Raw genomic sequence first — 14,696 nt, 5'->3', positions numbered from 1 at the left:
TATCAAACGCTGAACCGCTCTAAGTCTGGCTCGCCAGGAGTGACGTTCCGATGTCTGCGTCGAGCGCAAAACGCTGGCAATGCTCGCCGTCGGACTCATCGATGAAGCTCTCGATATGTTTGAAGCCGAGCTTCGCCAATATCCGCAGCGACGCGACATTGCGCGTCACCGCCTCGGCCGTCACCTGTTCCAGAGCCAGGGTTTCAAAAGCATAGCGAACGACTTCGCGCGCGGCCTCGTTGCCCAGTCCCTGCCCCCAATGCGCACGCGCCAGCACAAATCCCAATGCGGCCGCCTTGGCGTCGGTTGCGAAGGACAGGGTTATCGTCCCGATCACTTCCGATGCCCGGTCTATGGACCACTGGATCGCCTTGCCGTCGGCGAAGCGCTGACGCGAAAGCGCGAGCCATCGCGCGCCCGCGCTGATGTCGTCTGGAACGGGATCGCCGGCAAGGGAGGCGGATTCGACGTCCGTGGCGCGCGCGAACCATGCCGGGATATCCCGCTCGCCCGGCGCCCGAAGCACGAGCCTTGGTGTGGTGAGCCTGGGAACTGCTTTCATCGGAGGCATTTTCGACCCGGGGCGGCGCCAAATGCAACGGCGATGGCAGAAGCGGCGGCTGAGCGCCAAGGGCAACACTTAAACGAGGTAACTTGGTGTGGCCGCCATGGCAAAACCGATGGTGTTTGGCAAGTCGTAGTGTCGAACGGGCTTGGTCAAAAAGTCGGACGCTCCCGGCTTTATCGCCCATACGCACATGGTGACGTCTGCGTAGCCGCTGATGAAAACGATCGGAAGCCTAACGTCGGGAAATGCCCAGCGCATCGGCCTTGTCGGTTACGGTGGCGAGACGAACAGGATACAATGCTATTTGGCAGCAGCTGGTCGAGGAAAGCCTCACCGTCATGAAACCGATGAACGAAGAGCATCTTGCGGTTCTGCGCAGGCACATGGTCGAGATGATTGCGATCCATGCCGACCTTGCAAGCGAAGAACTCGGCAAGGCAACGCTCGATGAGCGGGTGATGGCATCGATGCAGCGGGTCCCGCGACATCTCTTCGTGCCCTCTGCGGTCGCGCCCTATGCCTACCAGGACATGCCGCTGCCGATCGGCTTCGATAAGACTGTGTCGCAGCCCTTCATGGTCGCTCTGATGACCGATCTCCTTACTCCCCAAGCGCACGAAACGGTGCTCGAGATCGGGACTGGCCTGGGCTATCAATCCGCCATCCTCGCTGAACTCGCAGGACAAGTTTGGAGCGTCGAAATCATCGAGGAATTCGCGAGCCATGCCGAGGCTCTGCTGCAGGGCCTTGGCTTCTCGAATGTCGCCGTTCGTGTCGGAGACGGGTCTCGCGGCTGGCCCGAGCACGCCCCATTCGACAAGATCCTGGTTAGCGGAGCAGCTGAGCGGACGCCGCCGGCTTTACTGAATCAGCTCAAGCCAGGGGGACGCCTTGTTCTGCCTTTGGCCTCTGAAGAAGTACAGTTTCTGACTGTCATCGACAAGGATGCTGCTGGGCAACTCGAGACTCGGAAACTCATCCCGGTTCGGTTCAGCCGGCTTGAAACCATCTGACGAGGTGCGCACCGTCAGCCGGGTGCCGGCAGCTCCGCACTCTTCTCGTCGCAATCCTCCGACTGTCAAACTCGATCCTCGTAGAACTCAATGGGGAGACCGTCGGGGTCTGCCACGAAGGTAAACGAACGTCCTGTGTGAGGGTCTATGCGGACCGGCTCAACGTCGACGCCTCTTGCCCGAAGCAACCGGGCTGTCGCCTCTACCGAGTCGACCGAGAATGCTACGTGTCGTAGTCCGCATGCTTCAGGCCTGGTCGGCCGGCTGGGTGGCATGGGAAAACTGAATAATTCGATCTGGACGGGACCATGCCGCAAGTCGCACTTCCAAGATTGCTTTTCGGTGCGCCAATTTTCGTCGACGATGACGAAATCGAGTTTATTGTAGAACTCCTTCGACAGCTCGTAGTCGCTGCAGATGATTGCAATATGATGGATTCCTAGAAGCATCGATCTAACCCCACATGAGCATGGTCAAGCCTGACGCCGCGGCTAGAAAGTCAGCCAGCCCTTTAGGATGACAGATAACGAGCCCAGTCCCAAACATGCGCGCTCAACGGCCGGGCCCGCTTCGGCGCCAGTGAGGCGGGCCCACAGCAATTGACAAATCAGGATTCCCCCGAGAAGGCCGCTGCCGAAAAGCGACGAGCTTTTTTCACGGTTGGCAACAGCCCGACGAAAGGCAAGTTCGGGCGAACGCAGCCGTTGTCCCTTCGCTGCTGGCCACGCGGGCAGCTTGGCCGGCCCGCGCCTGTCGACGGAATCTTCCGTCCTGGGAGCCAGGGATGATCGGCATTAAAGCATAATCAGGGGTCTGATCGGCTGGCAAGATGTGGGGCGGCGATATGGATGACGGTCACTGGGACGAAGGTTGGCAGCGGCGCAGGATTCGGAGCAACCCCTCCTCCGCCCGTTGACCTAACCGGCCGATATCCTCATCACCAACGACCCGATGAAGCCAATGAAGCCTCCTCGGAATCGGCGCGCAACAAATGCGCTGACTGGGTTCTGCCGCGTTTGTCGAGTTGGATAGCTCAGCCGACGGCCTTTTGCCAAAGTACCGAAAAATTGACATAAATTAGTAATCACTAATACAGAATACACTGCTATTTTATGTGGCAATAGGACATGTGCTGAGAGTTCGAGCCGGGTACATCCGGTTCGACCTCAACAAGGGGTGGAGATTGCGAAGGCACGCAGCTGTTGCTGGACGCAAGCCGAACGGCGGCGCCGCAGAGGATTGGGGCTCACTCGGGGCATTGGTTGCGTGCTGTGCTTCAGGCCCTCTCTGTCCAGGTGCCAATGATGGCCGATGGTAAGCGGACTCATACTGAACCGGAGACGAGTTCTTGGACCGGCCGCAACAGGCGTCTCGACCCATCGCGCCTGCCGGAGACTGTGAGCTATACCACGCGCGACGACTATGGCGACGTGACCTTCACGCTCAACCAGCGTGGTGTGGTGGTCCGCCGCAGGCAGGATTTAAGCAGCGTGCCAGCAATCATTGCCCTTCCCGCCAAGGCTTTCCGCGGCGTGGCCGCCTGCGCGATGGAGGATCCGGATGGAAAATTCACAGCGGAGCTCAAGCTTCTGCACAATGATCCGATGCTGACGGTGCCGCTGCTGGTGTCCGACGACCTCGAACTTGTTGCCACCGACTGGCGTGCCTGGGCCGAGGCCTACCGACTGCCTATGCTTCTGCTTGGCGCCGACGGCATTGCCCGAACTCTTGAGGAAACGCTCGGTGCCAACATGAACCCGCCCTCACCCCAGAGACCGCAACATGGGCGACGTCTCGACCAAGCGCCCAGGCTTTCCAAGGCTGGCCTGATGAACAAACTGACGTCACTGGTGTAATCCAAATTACGGCAATCAGGATTACGCTAGTCCAGGCGACCAAAGTAAGGACGGCTATGCGGCCGCGAAAAGCACTAAGGCCGGGACAAGCCACTGGAAAGAAACCGCTTTCGGAGCGCCAAGATTCCGATCGATTCCCATAGAGTGTCCAGGAAGCGTGGCCATGCAAAGGCTCATACGAACCGCGACGCTCTGGCGAAGGTATCGGCCGTTGCCGCTGTCCGCAACGCTGCATCCAATTCTGCGCGGCTCTATCCGAACGGCGGGACAAACCAGGATTCAGCATCAGTTCACCGCCGACGGGAGCACATCCGCACGTTGATCCGGCTCGCTAATGACGACCTCGTCCTGGTGGACTACGCGAGAGTGTTTTCAAAGCCGACGATGTGTTGAGTTGGCAGGGTCCAGCCGGACCAAGCGCCTCACCCGAGATCGTTTGATAGATCAGCCGTCAGATGTGTCCGGTCCCTGTTGACGATGCCTGACAGCTGGTTTGAAGCCGTCGACGCCTCTTTCGTCAAAAGTCCGCTGTACTGGACCGCTATCTGCGCAAAAGCCTGGATCGCATGGTTGTTGGTAGCATCTGGTGAGGCGGGAGGGATGTGACTGCCGGACGCTGGCCGCCAATGCAGGGCACCTGAGCCTCGCGCTGCTTAAGGTCACGTCGGCGGCTGGACGAGCTGCGGCAGGACTTCGGTTCAGGCTGGGTCTCCGCGCCCTTTGCGTCCAAGCTGCATTCCACGGAATAGAATTCCGCCTTTTCGACGCAGGCGGGCAACCTTTCCTGCACGATGACGTTTCGTGGGATGATCGTTGCATGCGATCGACGTAAATCGTGAGGAGATGAAAGTGACCTTCAAAATGCTCACTATGGGCGCGATGGCGCTCACAATGATGACTGGCTCGGCGCTGGCTGCATCTGGTGGTGGCACCTCCGCGCTCGACGATCCGGCAAAGATGTCGCCGTTCTTCACCGATGCCGGCATGAAAACACTCAGGTCGGAAGCGGATTTCAAGACCGCATGGATGTCCATGAAGCCAGATGAAAAGAAGGCGGTGTTGAAAGACTGCGGCGATACCACGATCAACAAGTCGCATGCAGATTTCTGCGCGATGGCCATGAAGATGGGTGGCTAATCTGCGGGAAAGAGGGCCGTTTCGCGCCGCCTTTTTGCCACAGACGCGTATCTTATCGAGCCGTTTGAAGGTACCGGTAAGAGCGCCTATGGTGCCTCGAATGGAGGCGGCGAATGGCGTTCACCGTTATTTGGTATGGAAGACAGAGCATCATCGACAAGGTGATCTTTGACGCCGAAAAGGTGGCAAAACGCAATCGCTATGTTTCAGACCCGAAGGGGTGACGAGGGGATCATTTGCGTTGAAGTTCGCAAGGACAATGGAACTGTCGTCTTCAGCCATGCTGAAAATTAGGATGGCTACTTACCTAATCGGCACGCTGAGCCGCTCGCCGTCTCAAGGTCACGGTAAACGGTTCTAACTCGCCTTTCCCGGGAAACCGTTTCACGCTTTTCCTGGAATGCTCTAAAGATCGAGCTCCACCATCACTCCACGCTCCTCCGCCATTTCCAGCAGCAGATCCTGCAGGTCCTCGATGGTCAGCGCCGCGCCAGCTGTCGCCGGCAGTTCCTCGATACACTCCTTCATCGAAATCACGGAGGCCCCGGTTTTCTGCGAAAGCAGCCGTGCGATGGCCGCGCGGACAAGCGCATTCTGGTCAGGCATGATTCCCCTTTCATGCGATGATAACGGCACCATTTTCTTTCATGCTGTATGCCTTGTCGCAACTTATGAGAGCGTTCATTCACGCTTGCAAGCGTCTCGCTGATATTCGTATGAGAGACGGCCGCTCGACAGCGAGAGCGACGGCACCCCGCTGTCATCGGGCTCCATGCTGGCGAGCAGAGCCAGCGGCACTTCGTGCCGATGGAGCCCGATCAAGGTCCTGCCTTCCACCGTAACCGGCAATTCGGTGTATCTGTCGAAAATGGAATACGTGCCTGTCGGCTCGTACAGGATCTCGAAACGCTCCAAAATCGCAAACCTCCTCCCGGGGAGGCTGTAACGCACGCGTCCATCAGAGGTTGCATAAAAAATCGATTCTTTCCGGCCGCGTGCGGCCGATCAGGGGTGGGCGCCCTGAACCGGCTCGGGCCGGCGGCGCATCAGCAGATAGAACGCGGCGACGTGCGTGATCATCAGCAGCGGCACATAGAGGATCGGGATCGCGTAGGCGGCGCCCAGTTCTCCTGCCAGATCGGGAAGGTCGAGCTGGACCCCGTGATAATAGTCGACGACGATGTCGACGGTTCCCACGAGATTGAAGGCGACGACGAGCGGCCAGAATAGCTGATGTCTCCGGGCCGTCAGAAGCGCCAGCATGGCCAGCAGGCCGGTGGCGAAGTCACCATAAGCCGCGAGGACGGCGAAACCAGCCGGCAGATTGGGCCCGACGACACCCGGAAGCATGAAGACAAGCCCGAAGAAGCGGAAGCTGTGCAGGGTGGCGATCGCGCGTTGCGCCTCGAGGCGGTCCATCGACTTGAGCCTCGGCCAGACATAGGCGCCGAAGCACAGCAACCACGGCACGTAGCCCAGAGCGAGATGGATGTCGAAGATGATTGCCGGCGACATTTCCGCCTCCCTCAGGTCTTGCCCGGAATAGCTTCGAAGACGGCTGTCAGGATGCCCAACCGGCCTTCCCCGAGATTGCGTCCAAGGTTGGCGGCAACTCCCGCGAAGTCCGGCCCCATGACGACGCCGAGATTGAGCAAAGGAGGCGGTCCGGACGCCCGCAATTGCGAAAACCACGCCTTGGCCGCCTCCGTGTCGTCTTGCCACACCAAGGTTTCAAAGCCTGCCTGCTCGATCCGCGTCCGCGTTTCGGCCGCGGTGAGCAAGAAACTCTCCGCCGGGCTTCGTGCCCAGGGAACGGGATAATGCGGATCGCCGCTATTTATCACGACGTCGTAGGTGGCAAACCGGCCGCCCGGCTTCAGCACCCGCCTGATCTCGCCATAGAGCCTTGCCCGGTCGGTAATGTTCATCGCCACATGCTGCAGCAACACGACGTCGAAATGGCTGTCCTCGAAGGGAAGCGCCAGCGCGCTGGCGCTCTCGAACGTCACCTGTTCGCTTAGCCCCATTCGTTCGGTCAGATAGTGTGCGGCCTCGACGAACGGCTCGCTGAGGTCTACGCCCGTCACCCGGCAGCCATGGGTCGCCGCCAGGAAACGGGCCGGCCCGCCAAGTCCCGAGCCGACATCGAGGACCATCGTTTCCGAGCCAATCCCGGCCAAGCCGGCAAGCTCGGCGGTTGCCGCGAGCCCACGAGTGTGGAACTGGTCGAGCCCGGCCAGCTGTTCCGGCATGAGCCGTTGGTCCTCTGGTCCCAAAGCGGCCAGCGCCGTCTTGAGACGCTCGGTCAGGCCGCTGGCGCGGTAGTGAGCGCGCACGCCGTCGAGATTATCTGTCATTGCGGTTTCCTCCGGATTTCGGTCGTTGCTGCAGAGATAGAGGCGCTTTCGAACCACGACTATCCGCGATAATGTCGATGCGTCATGAAGCAGAACTTCACAGTCCGGCAGGGAGCGCTCGACGGCGTCGAGGCCTTCCTGAGCGTCGCCCGGCATCGTAATTTCCGCAAGGCGGCGGCCGAGCTCAAGGTGACGCCGTCGGCGATGAGCCAGGCGATCCGCACACTCGAGGCGCGCATCGGCGCGGCGCTCTTCACCCGTACGACGCGCAGCGTCGGCCTGACCGAAGCCGGGGAGCGCTTTCTATCGCGCGCAGGACCCGCATTCGAGGAACTGGTCGCCGCGAGCGAGGTGGCGCGCGACCTCGGCCAGCGGCCGACCGGACTGCTGCGCCTCTCGGTGCCTCCGTCGGTGGTGCCGATCCTGCTGGAGCCGCTCATCGCATCCTTCTGCCAGGCCTATCCGGAAATCGAGCTGGAGATCGTGGCCAGTGGAGAACTCGTCGATCTCGCCGCCGAAGGCTTCGACGCAGGCATCCGGCCCGGCGAATTTGTCGACGCCGACATGATCGCGGTGCGCTTGACGCCGCCGCTGCCATTCGTGGTCGTCGCCAGCCCTGATTACCTGCGCCAGCGAAACGTGCCGCAACGCGTCGAGGATCTGCGCGGCCATGCCTGCCTGCGCATGCGCCGGTCAAACGGATCGATCGCGCCCTGGCCCTTTATCGACGGCAACAAGTCGGTCGAGGCCATCGTCTCCGGACCGCTGATCGCGCATGATTATCCGACGCTTCTGGGCGCGGCGATGCGAGGCGCCGGGCTTGCCCAGGTACCCCAACCGCTTGCCAGCGTGCCGATCGCCGACGGCCGGTTGCGGGAGGTGCTGGGACCCTTTGCCGTGACCTTGCCTGGGCTTTTCCTGTATTACCCGGGAAAGCGTCAGGTCCTGCCCAAGCTGCGCGCGTTCATCGACCATGTCAGGCGCCGGAGCGATGCCGAGGCGAGCGCCTGAGCCCACCTGGCCCGCAACGAATTCCGATTGGCGCTTGCCGAAGCCGGCGGCCTCGCTCATCCATGGCGTACAGACACATGGCGTACAGACAATAGCCTGGGAACAATGATGACCGACACAAGCCTTCATCTCGTCGAAGCAACGATCGAGCAACTGCGCCGCGCGCTCGATGACGGCCTCGTCACCTCAGTCGAACTGGTCGCGGCCTATGTCAGGCGCATCGCGCATTTCGACCGGCACGGCATCGCGCTGAACGCCGTGCCCGTGCTCAACCCTGATATGTTCGGGGAAGCCGCCGCTTCCGACCAGCGGCGTCGCGCAGGCACCCTGCTCGGACCGCTCGACGGCATGCCCTACACCGCCAAGGACAGCTACAAGGTCAAGGGCCTGGCGGTCGCCGCCGGCTCGCCGGCCTTCGAGCATCTCGTCGCCAACGAGGACGCCTTCACCATCGCCAGGCTGCGTGCCGGCGGCGCGGTGCTGATCGGCCTCACCAACATGCCGCCGATGGCCAATGGCGGCATGCAGCGCGGCGTCTATGGCCGCGCCGAGAGCCCCTACAATGCCGACTGCCTGACCGCCGCCTTCGCGTCGGGCTCCTCGAATGGCTCGGGTACCGCGACGGCGGCCAGCTTCTGCGCCTTCGGGCTCGGCGAGGAAACCTGGTCGTCCGGCCGCGCGCCGGCCACCAACAATGCGCTCGTCGCCTACACGCCTTCGCGCGGCATCATCTCCGTGCGCGGCAACTGGCCCCTGGTGCCGACCATGGACGTGGTGGTGCCGCACACGCGCAGCGTACCCGACATGCTGGAATTGCTCGACGTCATCGTCGCCGACGATCCGGAAACGCGAGGCGATTTCTGGCGCGCGCAGCCCTGGGTCGCGCTGCCCAAGAGTTCCGAGGCGCGCCCACCGTGCTACACGGATCTGACGCTGGAAGGATCACTCCGGGGCAAACGGCTCGGCGTACCCAAAATGTATATCGGTCGCGACGTCGAGGCTGACCGTCCGATCGAAACCCGCGCCTCGGTGCTTGATCTATGGGAGCAGGCGGCGGCGGATCTGCGGCGGCTCGGTGCCGAGGTGGTCGAGGTCGATTTTCCCGTCGTCTCGAACTATGAGCGCGACCGGCCCGCCACGCAAACCATGGCAGAGCGCGGGCTGGTGCCGCCGGACTTCGCCGAGCGCGAACTCTGGGATCTCTGCATCTGGGGCTGGGACGATTTCCTGCGCGCCAATGCCGACCCTGCCTTGCCCGACCTCGTCTCGGTCGACGGCCCGAAAATCTTTCCCCAGCCGCCGGGCACGCTGCCGGACCGCTATGAAGGCGGCTTCGATCTGGCGGAGTATGTCGAACGCGCGAAATCGGGAGTCGCGCCCTTGGCCGACATTCCCACGATCGAAGACGGCATCAAGGGACTTGAAGCAACAAGGCGCATCGACTTCGAGGATTGGCTCGACGCCAACCGCCTCGATGCCGTGATCCTGCCGGCCGCCGCCGATGTCGGCCCGGCCGATGCCGACGTCAACGAGGCGTCCGCCGCGCTCGCCTGGCGCAACGGCACCTGGGTCGCCAACGGCAACCTGGTCTGGCGCCATTTCGGCATCCCGACCGTCACCGTGCCGATGGGCACCATGGCCGACATCGGCATGCCTGTCGGCCTCACCTTCGCCGGCAAGGCCTATGACGACGAAAGGCTGCTTCGGATGGCCGGAGATTACGAACGGTCGACCCGGCGCCGCACCCGCCCGCCGCGCACGCCCGAGCTGGCCGACGACGTGTTTTCGCATCGTCCTGCCCGAGCCGGCGATGGCAAGGCGCCTGCGCTCACCATCAAGCTTGCGGCCGAGACGCGGGCTTCTGGGGATCTGGATGAGATCGCCATCACCCTCGAAATGGCTGGCGAGACAACTGAAACGACCAGCATCAAGGTGCATGTCAACGGAGAGCCCGTCGCGATGCAGCGCAGCGGTGCGCGTTTTACCGGGCAAGCGCTCGTGCCGACCGCCGAGTACCAGCGGTTCCACAGTGTCTGGCGGGGCTCCTACGGCTCGATCGTGACTGCGGTGGTGCGGCTGCGGGATGGCCGCATCGCCGGTGCCTACGCGGTTGCCGGCGGGATTGAGTGATGGTGCACTGTACGGGCCGCCTGCGCAGCCGGCCAGACCACGGAACCTAGCCATGATCAAAGTCAAGCAACTCGCCCATGTCTGCATCTTCGCCAATGACCTCGAGGAGACGCGATGCTTCTACGGTGATGTCCTTGGCATGGACGTCCAGTTCAACTTCCTGCGCGACGGCGCGATTTTCGGGTTCTACCTCAATTGCGGCGGCCGCAGCCATGTCGAGGTTTTCCAGAAGGATGGGGCGCGGTTCAGCGAGATGGACCAGATCAACCATTTCTGCCTGGAAGTCGAGAACATCGACGCCGCGATCGCCCACATCGCATCCATGGGCGTCGATGTCACCGCCAGGAAACACGCTTGCGACGACACCTACCAGGCCTGGCTGCGCGACCCCAACGGCGTGAAGATCGAACTGTTCGAATACACCGCCAAAAGCGCGCAATTCACCGGCGGCGACCGCGTCGCCGACTGGTAGGCTAGTCGCGCGCGGCCCACAGCAAACCGCGCTCCATGATCAGCGCCATTTCCGGCACCGCGAACTCGTCGGCCGTATGGCCAAGCGAGCTGTAAAAGACCTTCCCGGCGCCATAGCGGCGCTTCCAGACGACCGGCATGATGACGCCGCCAATCCCGGGGAAATGCGCGTCGGTGAAGGTGGTTGTCGCCAGCACCTCGTTGCCGGGATCGACATGCATGTAATATTGCTCCGACCGATAGGCGAAACCACTGACGCCGCTGGTGATCGGGTCGTCCGGCCGGGTGATGACGACACGATAGTCTATGATGTCACCGGGATGCGCGACCCATTGGCCACCGGTCATGAACTGGTAGTCCGGCTCATTGCGGAAACTGTCGCCCATCGTGCCGTGAAAACCGCCGAGCCCGCTCCCTTGGCGAACCGCCTGCGTCAGGTTCTTCAGTTCGGCCTTTTCGATCGTCGACATGGTGATGACAGGCACGATGAGGTCGAATGAAGCAAGGTCCGGATCGGCGAACATCGCCGTGCCTTGGCCGAGCGTGACCGCGAACCCGTTACGCCGGAGCATGTCGCGCACGACATTGGCGCTGCGCTCCGGCGTGTGGCCTTCCCAGCCGCCCCAGGCAATCAAAGCCTTCTTCGGCATGCGGCAACCTCCCTCGATCTATGGACCGACGACCGCTCGCCGCATGGGTCAGCGCCAGCCGAGCGCCGGCGCGACATGGGTGAGGATCGCCTCGATGACATGGGCGTTGTAGTCGACGCCGAGCTGGTTGGGAACCGTGAGCAGCAGCGTATCGGCCTCGGCGATCGCCTCGTCCTGCGCCAGCTCCTTGATCAGCACGTCCGGCTCGGCGGCGTAGCTGCGGCCGAAGATCGCTCGCGTGTTTTCCTCGATGAAGCCGATCTGGTCGCGGCTTTCATTGCCGCGGCCGAAATAGGCGCGGTCGCGGTCGTCGACCAGCGCGAAGATGCTGCGGCTGACCGAAACGCGCGGTTCGCGCTTGTGGCCCGCCGCCTTCCAGGCCTCGCGATAGATGCGGATCTGCTCGGCCTGCTGGACATGGAACGGCTTGCCGCTCTCGTCGAACTTCAGCGTCGAGCTCTGCAGGTTCATGCCGAGCTTTGCCGCCCATTGCGAGGTTGCGTTGGTGGCCGCGCCCCACCAGATGCGCTCGCGCAGGCCCTGCGAATGCGGCTCGAGCCTGAGCAGACCGGGCGGATTGGGAAACATCGGTCGTGGGTTGGGCTGGGCGAACCCCTCGCCGCGCAGCGTGTCGAGAAAAACCTCGGCGTGATGGCGCGCCATGTCGGCGTCGCTCTTGTCGTCCTGCGGCACGTAGCCGAAGTAACGCCAGCCATCGATCACCTGCTCGGGCGAGCCGCGGCTGATGCCGAGTTGCAGGCGTCCGCCGGCGATGATGTCGGCCGCACCCGCGTCCTCGGCCATGTAGAGCGGATTTTCGTAACGCATGTCGATGACGGCCGTACCGATCTCGATGCGGCTGGTCTTGGCGCCGACGGCCGCCAGCAGCGGAAATGGCGAGGCGAGCTGGCGGGCGAAATGATGGACGCGAAAATAGGCGCCGTCCGCGCCGAGCTGCTCGGCCGCGACCGCGAGATCGATGGATTGCAGCAGCGCGTCCGAAGCCGAACGTACCTGCGATTGCGACGAGGGCGTCCAGTGCCCGAACGACAGGAAACCGATTTTCTTCATCGCCGTGAAGTATATGCGAGCGGCACGTGCTTCAATGGCAAAAGAGCGGGGTTACACACCGTCGCCCTCTCGGTGCCAAAGTTCGCAAAGCACCAAAGAGTTGACCGCTGTGGAGGATGGGATGCTCAGGGGAATCCGCATCGTCGAGATCGAGGCGCTGGGGCCGGCGCCCTTCGCCGGCATGCTGCTCGCCGATCTTGGCGCCGATGTCATCGTCGTCCATCGCAAGCTGGCGTCCATGCCGGGCGCGCCCAAGCGCTCGCTGCTCGATCGCGGTAAGCGCTCCATCGCCCTCGACCTCAAGGATGCCGGGGACGTGGCCGTGCTGATGCGCCTGATCGCCACCGCAGACGGGCTGATCGAGGGGTTTCGGCCCGGCGTCATGGAACGTCTCGGGCTCGGCCCGGATGCCTGCCTCGCCGACAACTCGCGCCTGGTCTACGGCCGCATGACGGGCTGGGGCCAGGACGGACCGCTGGCCTCCGCCGCGGGACACGACATGAACTATGTCGGCGTATCGGGCGCGCTCTGGTACGCCTCCTTGCCGGGAGAACCACCCATGGCGCCGCCGACGCTGGTCGGCGACATAGGCGGCGGCGCGCTCTATCTGGCGATCGGCATGCTGGCCGGCATCATGAATGCCCGCGCCGGCGGCAAAGGCACCGTCGTCGATGCCGCGATCGTCGACGGCTCGGCCCACATGATGAACCTGCTGATGTCGCTCGGCCAGTCCGGCGCGCTCGCAGCCGAGCGCGGCCAAAGCCTGCTCGATGGTCCACATTGGTGCCGTGTCTACCGCGCGTCGGATGGCGGGTTCGTCAGCGTCCAGTGCATCGAGCCGAAATTCTACGCGGACTTCCTCGACAGGCTTGGCCTGTCGGCCGATCCGCAATTCGCCGATCAGTTCGATCGCGATCTGTGGCCGGAACTCGGCGACCGGCTGGCAGCGATCTTTGCCACGAGACCTCGCGACGAATGGGGCAAACTGTTCGAAGGGTCCGACGCCTGCGTCGGTCCAGTCCTCAGCCCCCATGAAGCAGCACTGCATCCGCACATGACCGCGCGCGGCACATGGCAGACAGTGGACGGCGTCCTGCAGGCGGCGGCCGCGCCGCGCTTTTCCGGATGGGAACAAAAGACATCGGCCAAAAGCCCTGCGCGCGGTGAACACGATGCCGAAATCCGCGCGGGCCTGGCGGAACCGTGATGACGGCGTGCCAGGCTATGCCAGTGTTCGCTGGCCGCCTATGGCCTCACTCGAAGATGATTGGCAGATAGGACGAGGTCCGTGGCGGTTCGACCGATCTTGAAGTTCCCCAATCCCCTCCTCCGCGCCGTGGCGGAGCCGGTAAAGCTGTTCGACAGCGACCTGCACGGTTTGGCCAGCGACCTCATCGACACCATGCACGCAGCCCCCGGGATCGGCATCACAGGCCCGCATGTCGGCATCTTGAAACGCCTGGTCGTGATCCAGCTTCTTTCCGCCACAAAGCCGGGAATCTACGCAAATCCATCTGTCATCCAGGCCTCGACCGAGATGATCCGTCATGCGGAAGGCAGTATTTCGATGCCCGGCATCACCGAGGATATCGATCGGCACGCCCGCATACGCGTCCGCTATCAGGATCTGGATGGCAATGAGCGGTTCGAGGACGCCGAGGGCCTGCTGGCGGTCTGCCACCAGCATGAGATCGATCAGCTCGACGGGCTCTTCTGGACGCACAGGCTGACGCGTCTCAAGCGCGACCGGCTGATCAAGCGCTACGGCAAGCTGATGCGAGCCTCGTAGCGCCGTACCCGCAGGAGAAGCGCGCGATCGCGGCTCGGGATGGGGGCTTGCCGTCCTGGACAACGTCACGCCGGCCGCTGTCCGCGCCGGCGCACCGTGTCCCGTTCGCACCGGGCTGGCCTGATGGCCGGCAGCCGATTATTTCCCGCAGTGGTGATCGTTGATCTTGTTTATCGCGAACGCGTCCGGTCCTGTCCGGTGGTAGGAACAGGCCCCGGCAGCCGTCGTGAACAACTGCTGGTCGTAATAGCGCGGGCCGCCGAACAGGAAGTCGATGAGATCGTCATTGGCCGGAACGTAGCGTTCCTGTTCGGCTTGTTGATAATGACGGTGCCTGGCCCCCGCGAATGCCGACGAGGACATGCCGCAGCCCATTGCGAGAGCAAGAGCGCAGATCGCTAACCGTTTGGTCGTCATCGCAAACACCCTTCTGTTCGGATTCGATCTTATATCCAAATCGTCAGGCGGCGAAAAGTTCCTGAGCAGTCGCCAGCTGGAGAGGCCCGTGTCGCCAGGGTACATCCTGCTGGACTCACATTGATCCGCCTGGAGCAGCTTCCAAGATTTCGTGACGATGATCTATTGGGCAAGTTAGCGTGGCACCAGCGGCGTTGCGCCGAGCGCGAGCCACCGCTGTGGTGAC

Annotated in this window: 17 protein-coding genes; 8 read left to right on the top strand and 9 right to left on the bottom strand. The window is 62.7% G+C overall.

Translation table 11 applies throughout. The features are described from left to right. Positions 1-19 precede the first annotated feature (19 nt). Entirely contained in the window at positions 20-631 is a 612-nt protein-coding gene (locus tag FJ970_RS12950; protein WP_227792117.1) for a GNAT family N-acetyltransferase, read from the bottom strand. Between the two features lie 275 nt (positions 632-906). Between FJ970_RS12950 and FJ970_RS12945 the strand changes: the two genes are divergently transcribed. Next, on the top strand, positions 907-1,581 hold the full coding sequence (locus tag FJ970_RS12945) for a protein-L-isoaspartate(D-aspartate) O-methyltransferase (RefSeq protein WP_140763862.1): 675 nt from the start codon (positions 907-909) through the stop codon (positions 1,579-1,581). 65 nt (positions 1,582-1,646) lie between these two features. On the opposite strand, the gene FJ970_RS12940 is transcribed toward FJ970_RS12945, so the two are convergent. Beyond that, positions 1,647-2,030 (bottom strand): VOC family protein, encoded by a 384-nt coding sequence (locus FJ970_RS12940; protein WP_140763859.1) that lies wholly within the window; start codon positions 2,028-2,030, stop codon positions 1,647-1,649. A gap of 948 nt (positions 2,031-2,978) precedes the next feature. Between FJ970_RS12940 and FJ970_RS12935 the strand changes: the two genes are divergently transcribed. Then, positions 2,979-3,437 carry a DUF6101 family protein gene (locus FJ970_RS12935; protein WP_415752031.1) on the top strand — a complete coding sequence of 153 codons (459 nt, stop codon included), beginning with the start codon at positions 2,979-2,981 and terminating at the stop codon, positions 3,435-3,437. A gap of 849 nt (positions 3,438-4,286) precedes the next feature. Beyond that, positions 4,287-4,574, top strand: a complete 288-nt coding sequence (locus FJ970_RS12930; protein WP_140763856.1) for a hypothetical protein — start codon at positions 4,287-4,289, stop codon at positions 4,572-4,574. Between the two features lie 405 nt (positions 4,575-4,979). Here FJ970_RS12930 and FJ970_RS12925 read toward each other — a convergent pair whose 3' ends face one another. From FJ970_RS12925 to FJ970_RS12910, 4 genes are all read right to left on the bottom strand, one after another. After that, complete coding sequence (locus FJ970_RS12925; RefSeq protein WP_140763853.1) at positions 4,980-5,180, bottom strand: hypothetical protein; 201 nt, start codon at positions 5,178-5,180, stop codon at positions 4,980-4,982. 75 nt (positions 5,181-5,255) lie between these two features. Then, entirely contained in the window at positions 5,256-5,489 is a 234-nt protein-coding gene (locus tag FJ970_RS12920; RefSeq protein ID WP_140763850.1) for a hypothetical protein, read from the bottom strand. 90 nt (positions 5,490-5,579) lie between these two features. Next, positions 5,580-6,089 (bottom strand): hypothetical protein, encoded by a 510-nt coding sequence (locus FJ970_RS12915; RefSeq protein WP_140763847.1) that lies wholly within the window; start codon positions 6,087-6,089, stop codon positions 5,580-5,582. A gap of 11 nt (positions 6,090-6,100) precedes the next feature. Then, positions 6,101-6,931 (bottom strand): class I SAM-dependent methyltransferase, encoded by an 831-nt coding sequence (locus FJ970_RS12910; RefSeq protein WP_140763844.1) that lies wholly within the window; start codon positions 6,929-6,931, stop codon positions 6,101-6,103. Positions 6,932-7,015: 84 nt separating this feature from the next. On the opposite strand from FJ970_RS12910, the gene FJ970_RS12905 reads away from it, so the two are divergent. From FJ970_RS12905 to FJ970_RS12895, 3 genes are all read left to right on the top strand, one after another. Further along, positions 7,016-7,942, top strand: a complete 927-nt coding sequence (locus FJ970_RS12905) for a LysR substrate-binding domain-containing protein (protein ID WP_140763841.1) — start codon at positions 7,016-7,018, stop codon at positions 7,940-7,942. Positions 7,943-8,050: 108 nt separating this feature from the next. Then, entirely contained in the window at positions 8,051-10,072 is a 2,022-nt protein-coding gene (locus FJ970_RS12900; protein ID WP_140763838.1) for an amidase, read from the top strand. A 52-nt stretch (positions 10,073-10,124) separates the two neighbouring features. Then, positions 10,125-10,544 (top strand): VOC family protein, encoded by a 420-nt coding sequence (locus tag FJ970_RS12895; RefSeq protein WP_140763835.1) that lies wholly within the window; start codon positions 10,125-10,127, stop codon positions 10,542-10,544. A gap of 1 nt (position 10,545) precedes the next feature. On the opposite strand, the gene FJ970_RS12890 is transcribed toward FJ970_RS12895, so the two are convergent. Continuing rightward, positions 10,546-11,193: a ThuA domain-containing protein gene (locus FJ970_RS12890; RefSeq protein WP_140763832.1), complete on the bottom strand. Its 648-nt coding sequence runs from the start codon at positions 11,191-11,193 to the stop codon at positions 10,546-10,548. A gap of 48 nt (positions 11,194-11,241) precedes the next feature. Continuing rightward, positions 11,242-12,264 (bottom strand): LLM class flavin-dependent oxidoreductase, encoded by a 1,023-nt coding sequence (locus FJ970_RS12885; protein ID WP_140763830.1) that lies wholly within the window; start codon positions 12,262-12,264, stop codon positions 11,242-11,244. 121 nt (positions 12,265-12,385) lie between these two features. On the opposite strand from FJ970_RS12885, the gene FJ970_RS12880 reads away from it, so the two are divergent. Next, positions 12,386-13,471, top strand: a complete 1,086-nt coding sequence (locus tag FJ970_RS12880; protein WP_140763827.1) for a CaiB/BaiF CoA transferase family protein — start codon at positions 12,386-12,388, stop codon at positions 13,469-13,471. An 81-nt stretch (positions 13,472-13,552) separates the two neighbouring features. Further along, positions 13,553-14,053 (top strand): peptide deformylase, encoded by a 501-nt coding sequence (locus FJ970_RS12875; protein ID WP_140763824.1) that lies wholly within the window; start codon positions 13,553-13,555, stop codon positions 14,051-14,053. 138 nt (positions 14,054-14,191) lie between these two features. Here FJ970_RS12875 and FJ970_RS12870 read toward each other — a convergent pair whose 3' ends face one another. Next, positions 14,192-14,470 (bottom strand): hypothetical protein, encoded by a 279-nt coding sequence (locus FJ970_RS12870; protein ID WP_140763821.1) that lies wholly within the window; start codon positions 14,468-14,470, stop codon positions 14,192-14,194. Positions 14,471-14,696: the final 226 nt, after the last annotated feature.

It is taken from the genome of Mesorhizobium sp. B2-1-8 (genome assembly GCF_006442545.2).
Taxonomy (GTDB): domain Bacteria; phylum Pseudomonadota; class Alphaproteobacteria; order Rhizobiales; family Rhizobiaceae; genus Mesorhizobium.
Note: the sequence above shows the minus strand (reverse complement) of the source record. Positions and strands in the feature narration are given on the sequence as shown.

What these genes read in the sequence shown, in the direction of transcription:
- FJ970_RS12880 (WP_140763827.1), top strand. Translation starts at nt 12,386, where the DNA reads ATGCTCAGGGGAATCCGCATCGTCGAGATCGAGGCGCTGGGGCCGGCG.
- FJ970_RS12870 (WP_140763821.1), bottom strand. Translation starts at nt 14,470, where the DNA reads ATGACGACCAAACGGTTAGCGATCTGCGCTCTTGCTCTCGCAATGGGC.
- FJ970_RS12895 (WP_140763835.1), top strand. Translation starts at nt 10,125, where the DNA reads ATGATCAAAGTCAAGCAACTCGCCCATGTCTGCATCTTCGCCAATGAC.
- FJ970_RS12915 (WP_140763847.1), bottom strand. Translation starts at nt 6,089, where the DNA reads ATGTCGCCGGCAATCATCTTCGACATCCATCTCGCTCTGGGCTACGTG.
- FJ970_RS12890 (WP_140763832.1), bottom strand. Translation starts at nt 11,193, where the DNA reads ATGCCGAAGAAGGCTTTGATTGCCTGGGGCGGCTGGGAAGGCCACACG.
- FJ970_RS12925 (WP_140763853.1), bottom strand. Translation starts at nt 5,180, where the DNA reads ATGCCTGACCAGAATGCGCTTGTCCGCGCGGCCATCGCACGGCTGCTT.
- FJ970_RS12900 (WP_140763838.1), top strand. Translation starts at nt 8,051, where the DNA reads ATGACCGACACAAGCCTTCATCTCGTCGAAGCAACGATCGAGCAACTG.
- FJ970_RS12940 (WP_140763859.1), bottom strand. Translation starts at nt 2,030, where the DNA reads ATGCTTCTAGGAATCCATCATATTGCAATCATCTGCAGCGACTACGAG.
- FJ970_RS12945 (WP_140763862.1), top strand. Translation starts at nt 907, where the DNA reads ATGAAACCGATGAACGAAGAGCATCTTGCGGTTCTGCGCAGGCACATG.
- FJ970_RS12905 (WP_140763841.1), top strand. Translation starts at nt 7,016, where the DNA reads ATGAAGCAGAACTTCACAGTCCGGCAGGGAGCGCTCGACGGCGTCGAG.
- FJ970_RS12910 (WP_140763844.1), bottom strand. Translation starts at nt 6,931, where the DNA reads ATGACAGATAATCTCGACGGCGTGCGCGCTCACTACCGCGCCAGCGGC.
- FJ970_RS12885 (WP_140763830.1), bottom strand. Translation starts at nt 12,264, where the DNA reads ATGAAGAAAATCGGTTTCCTGTCGTTCGGGCACTGGACGCCCTCGTCG.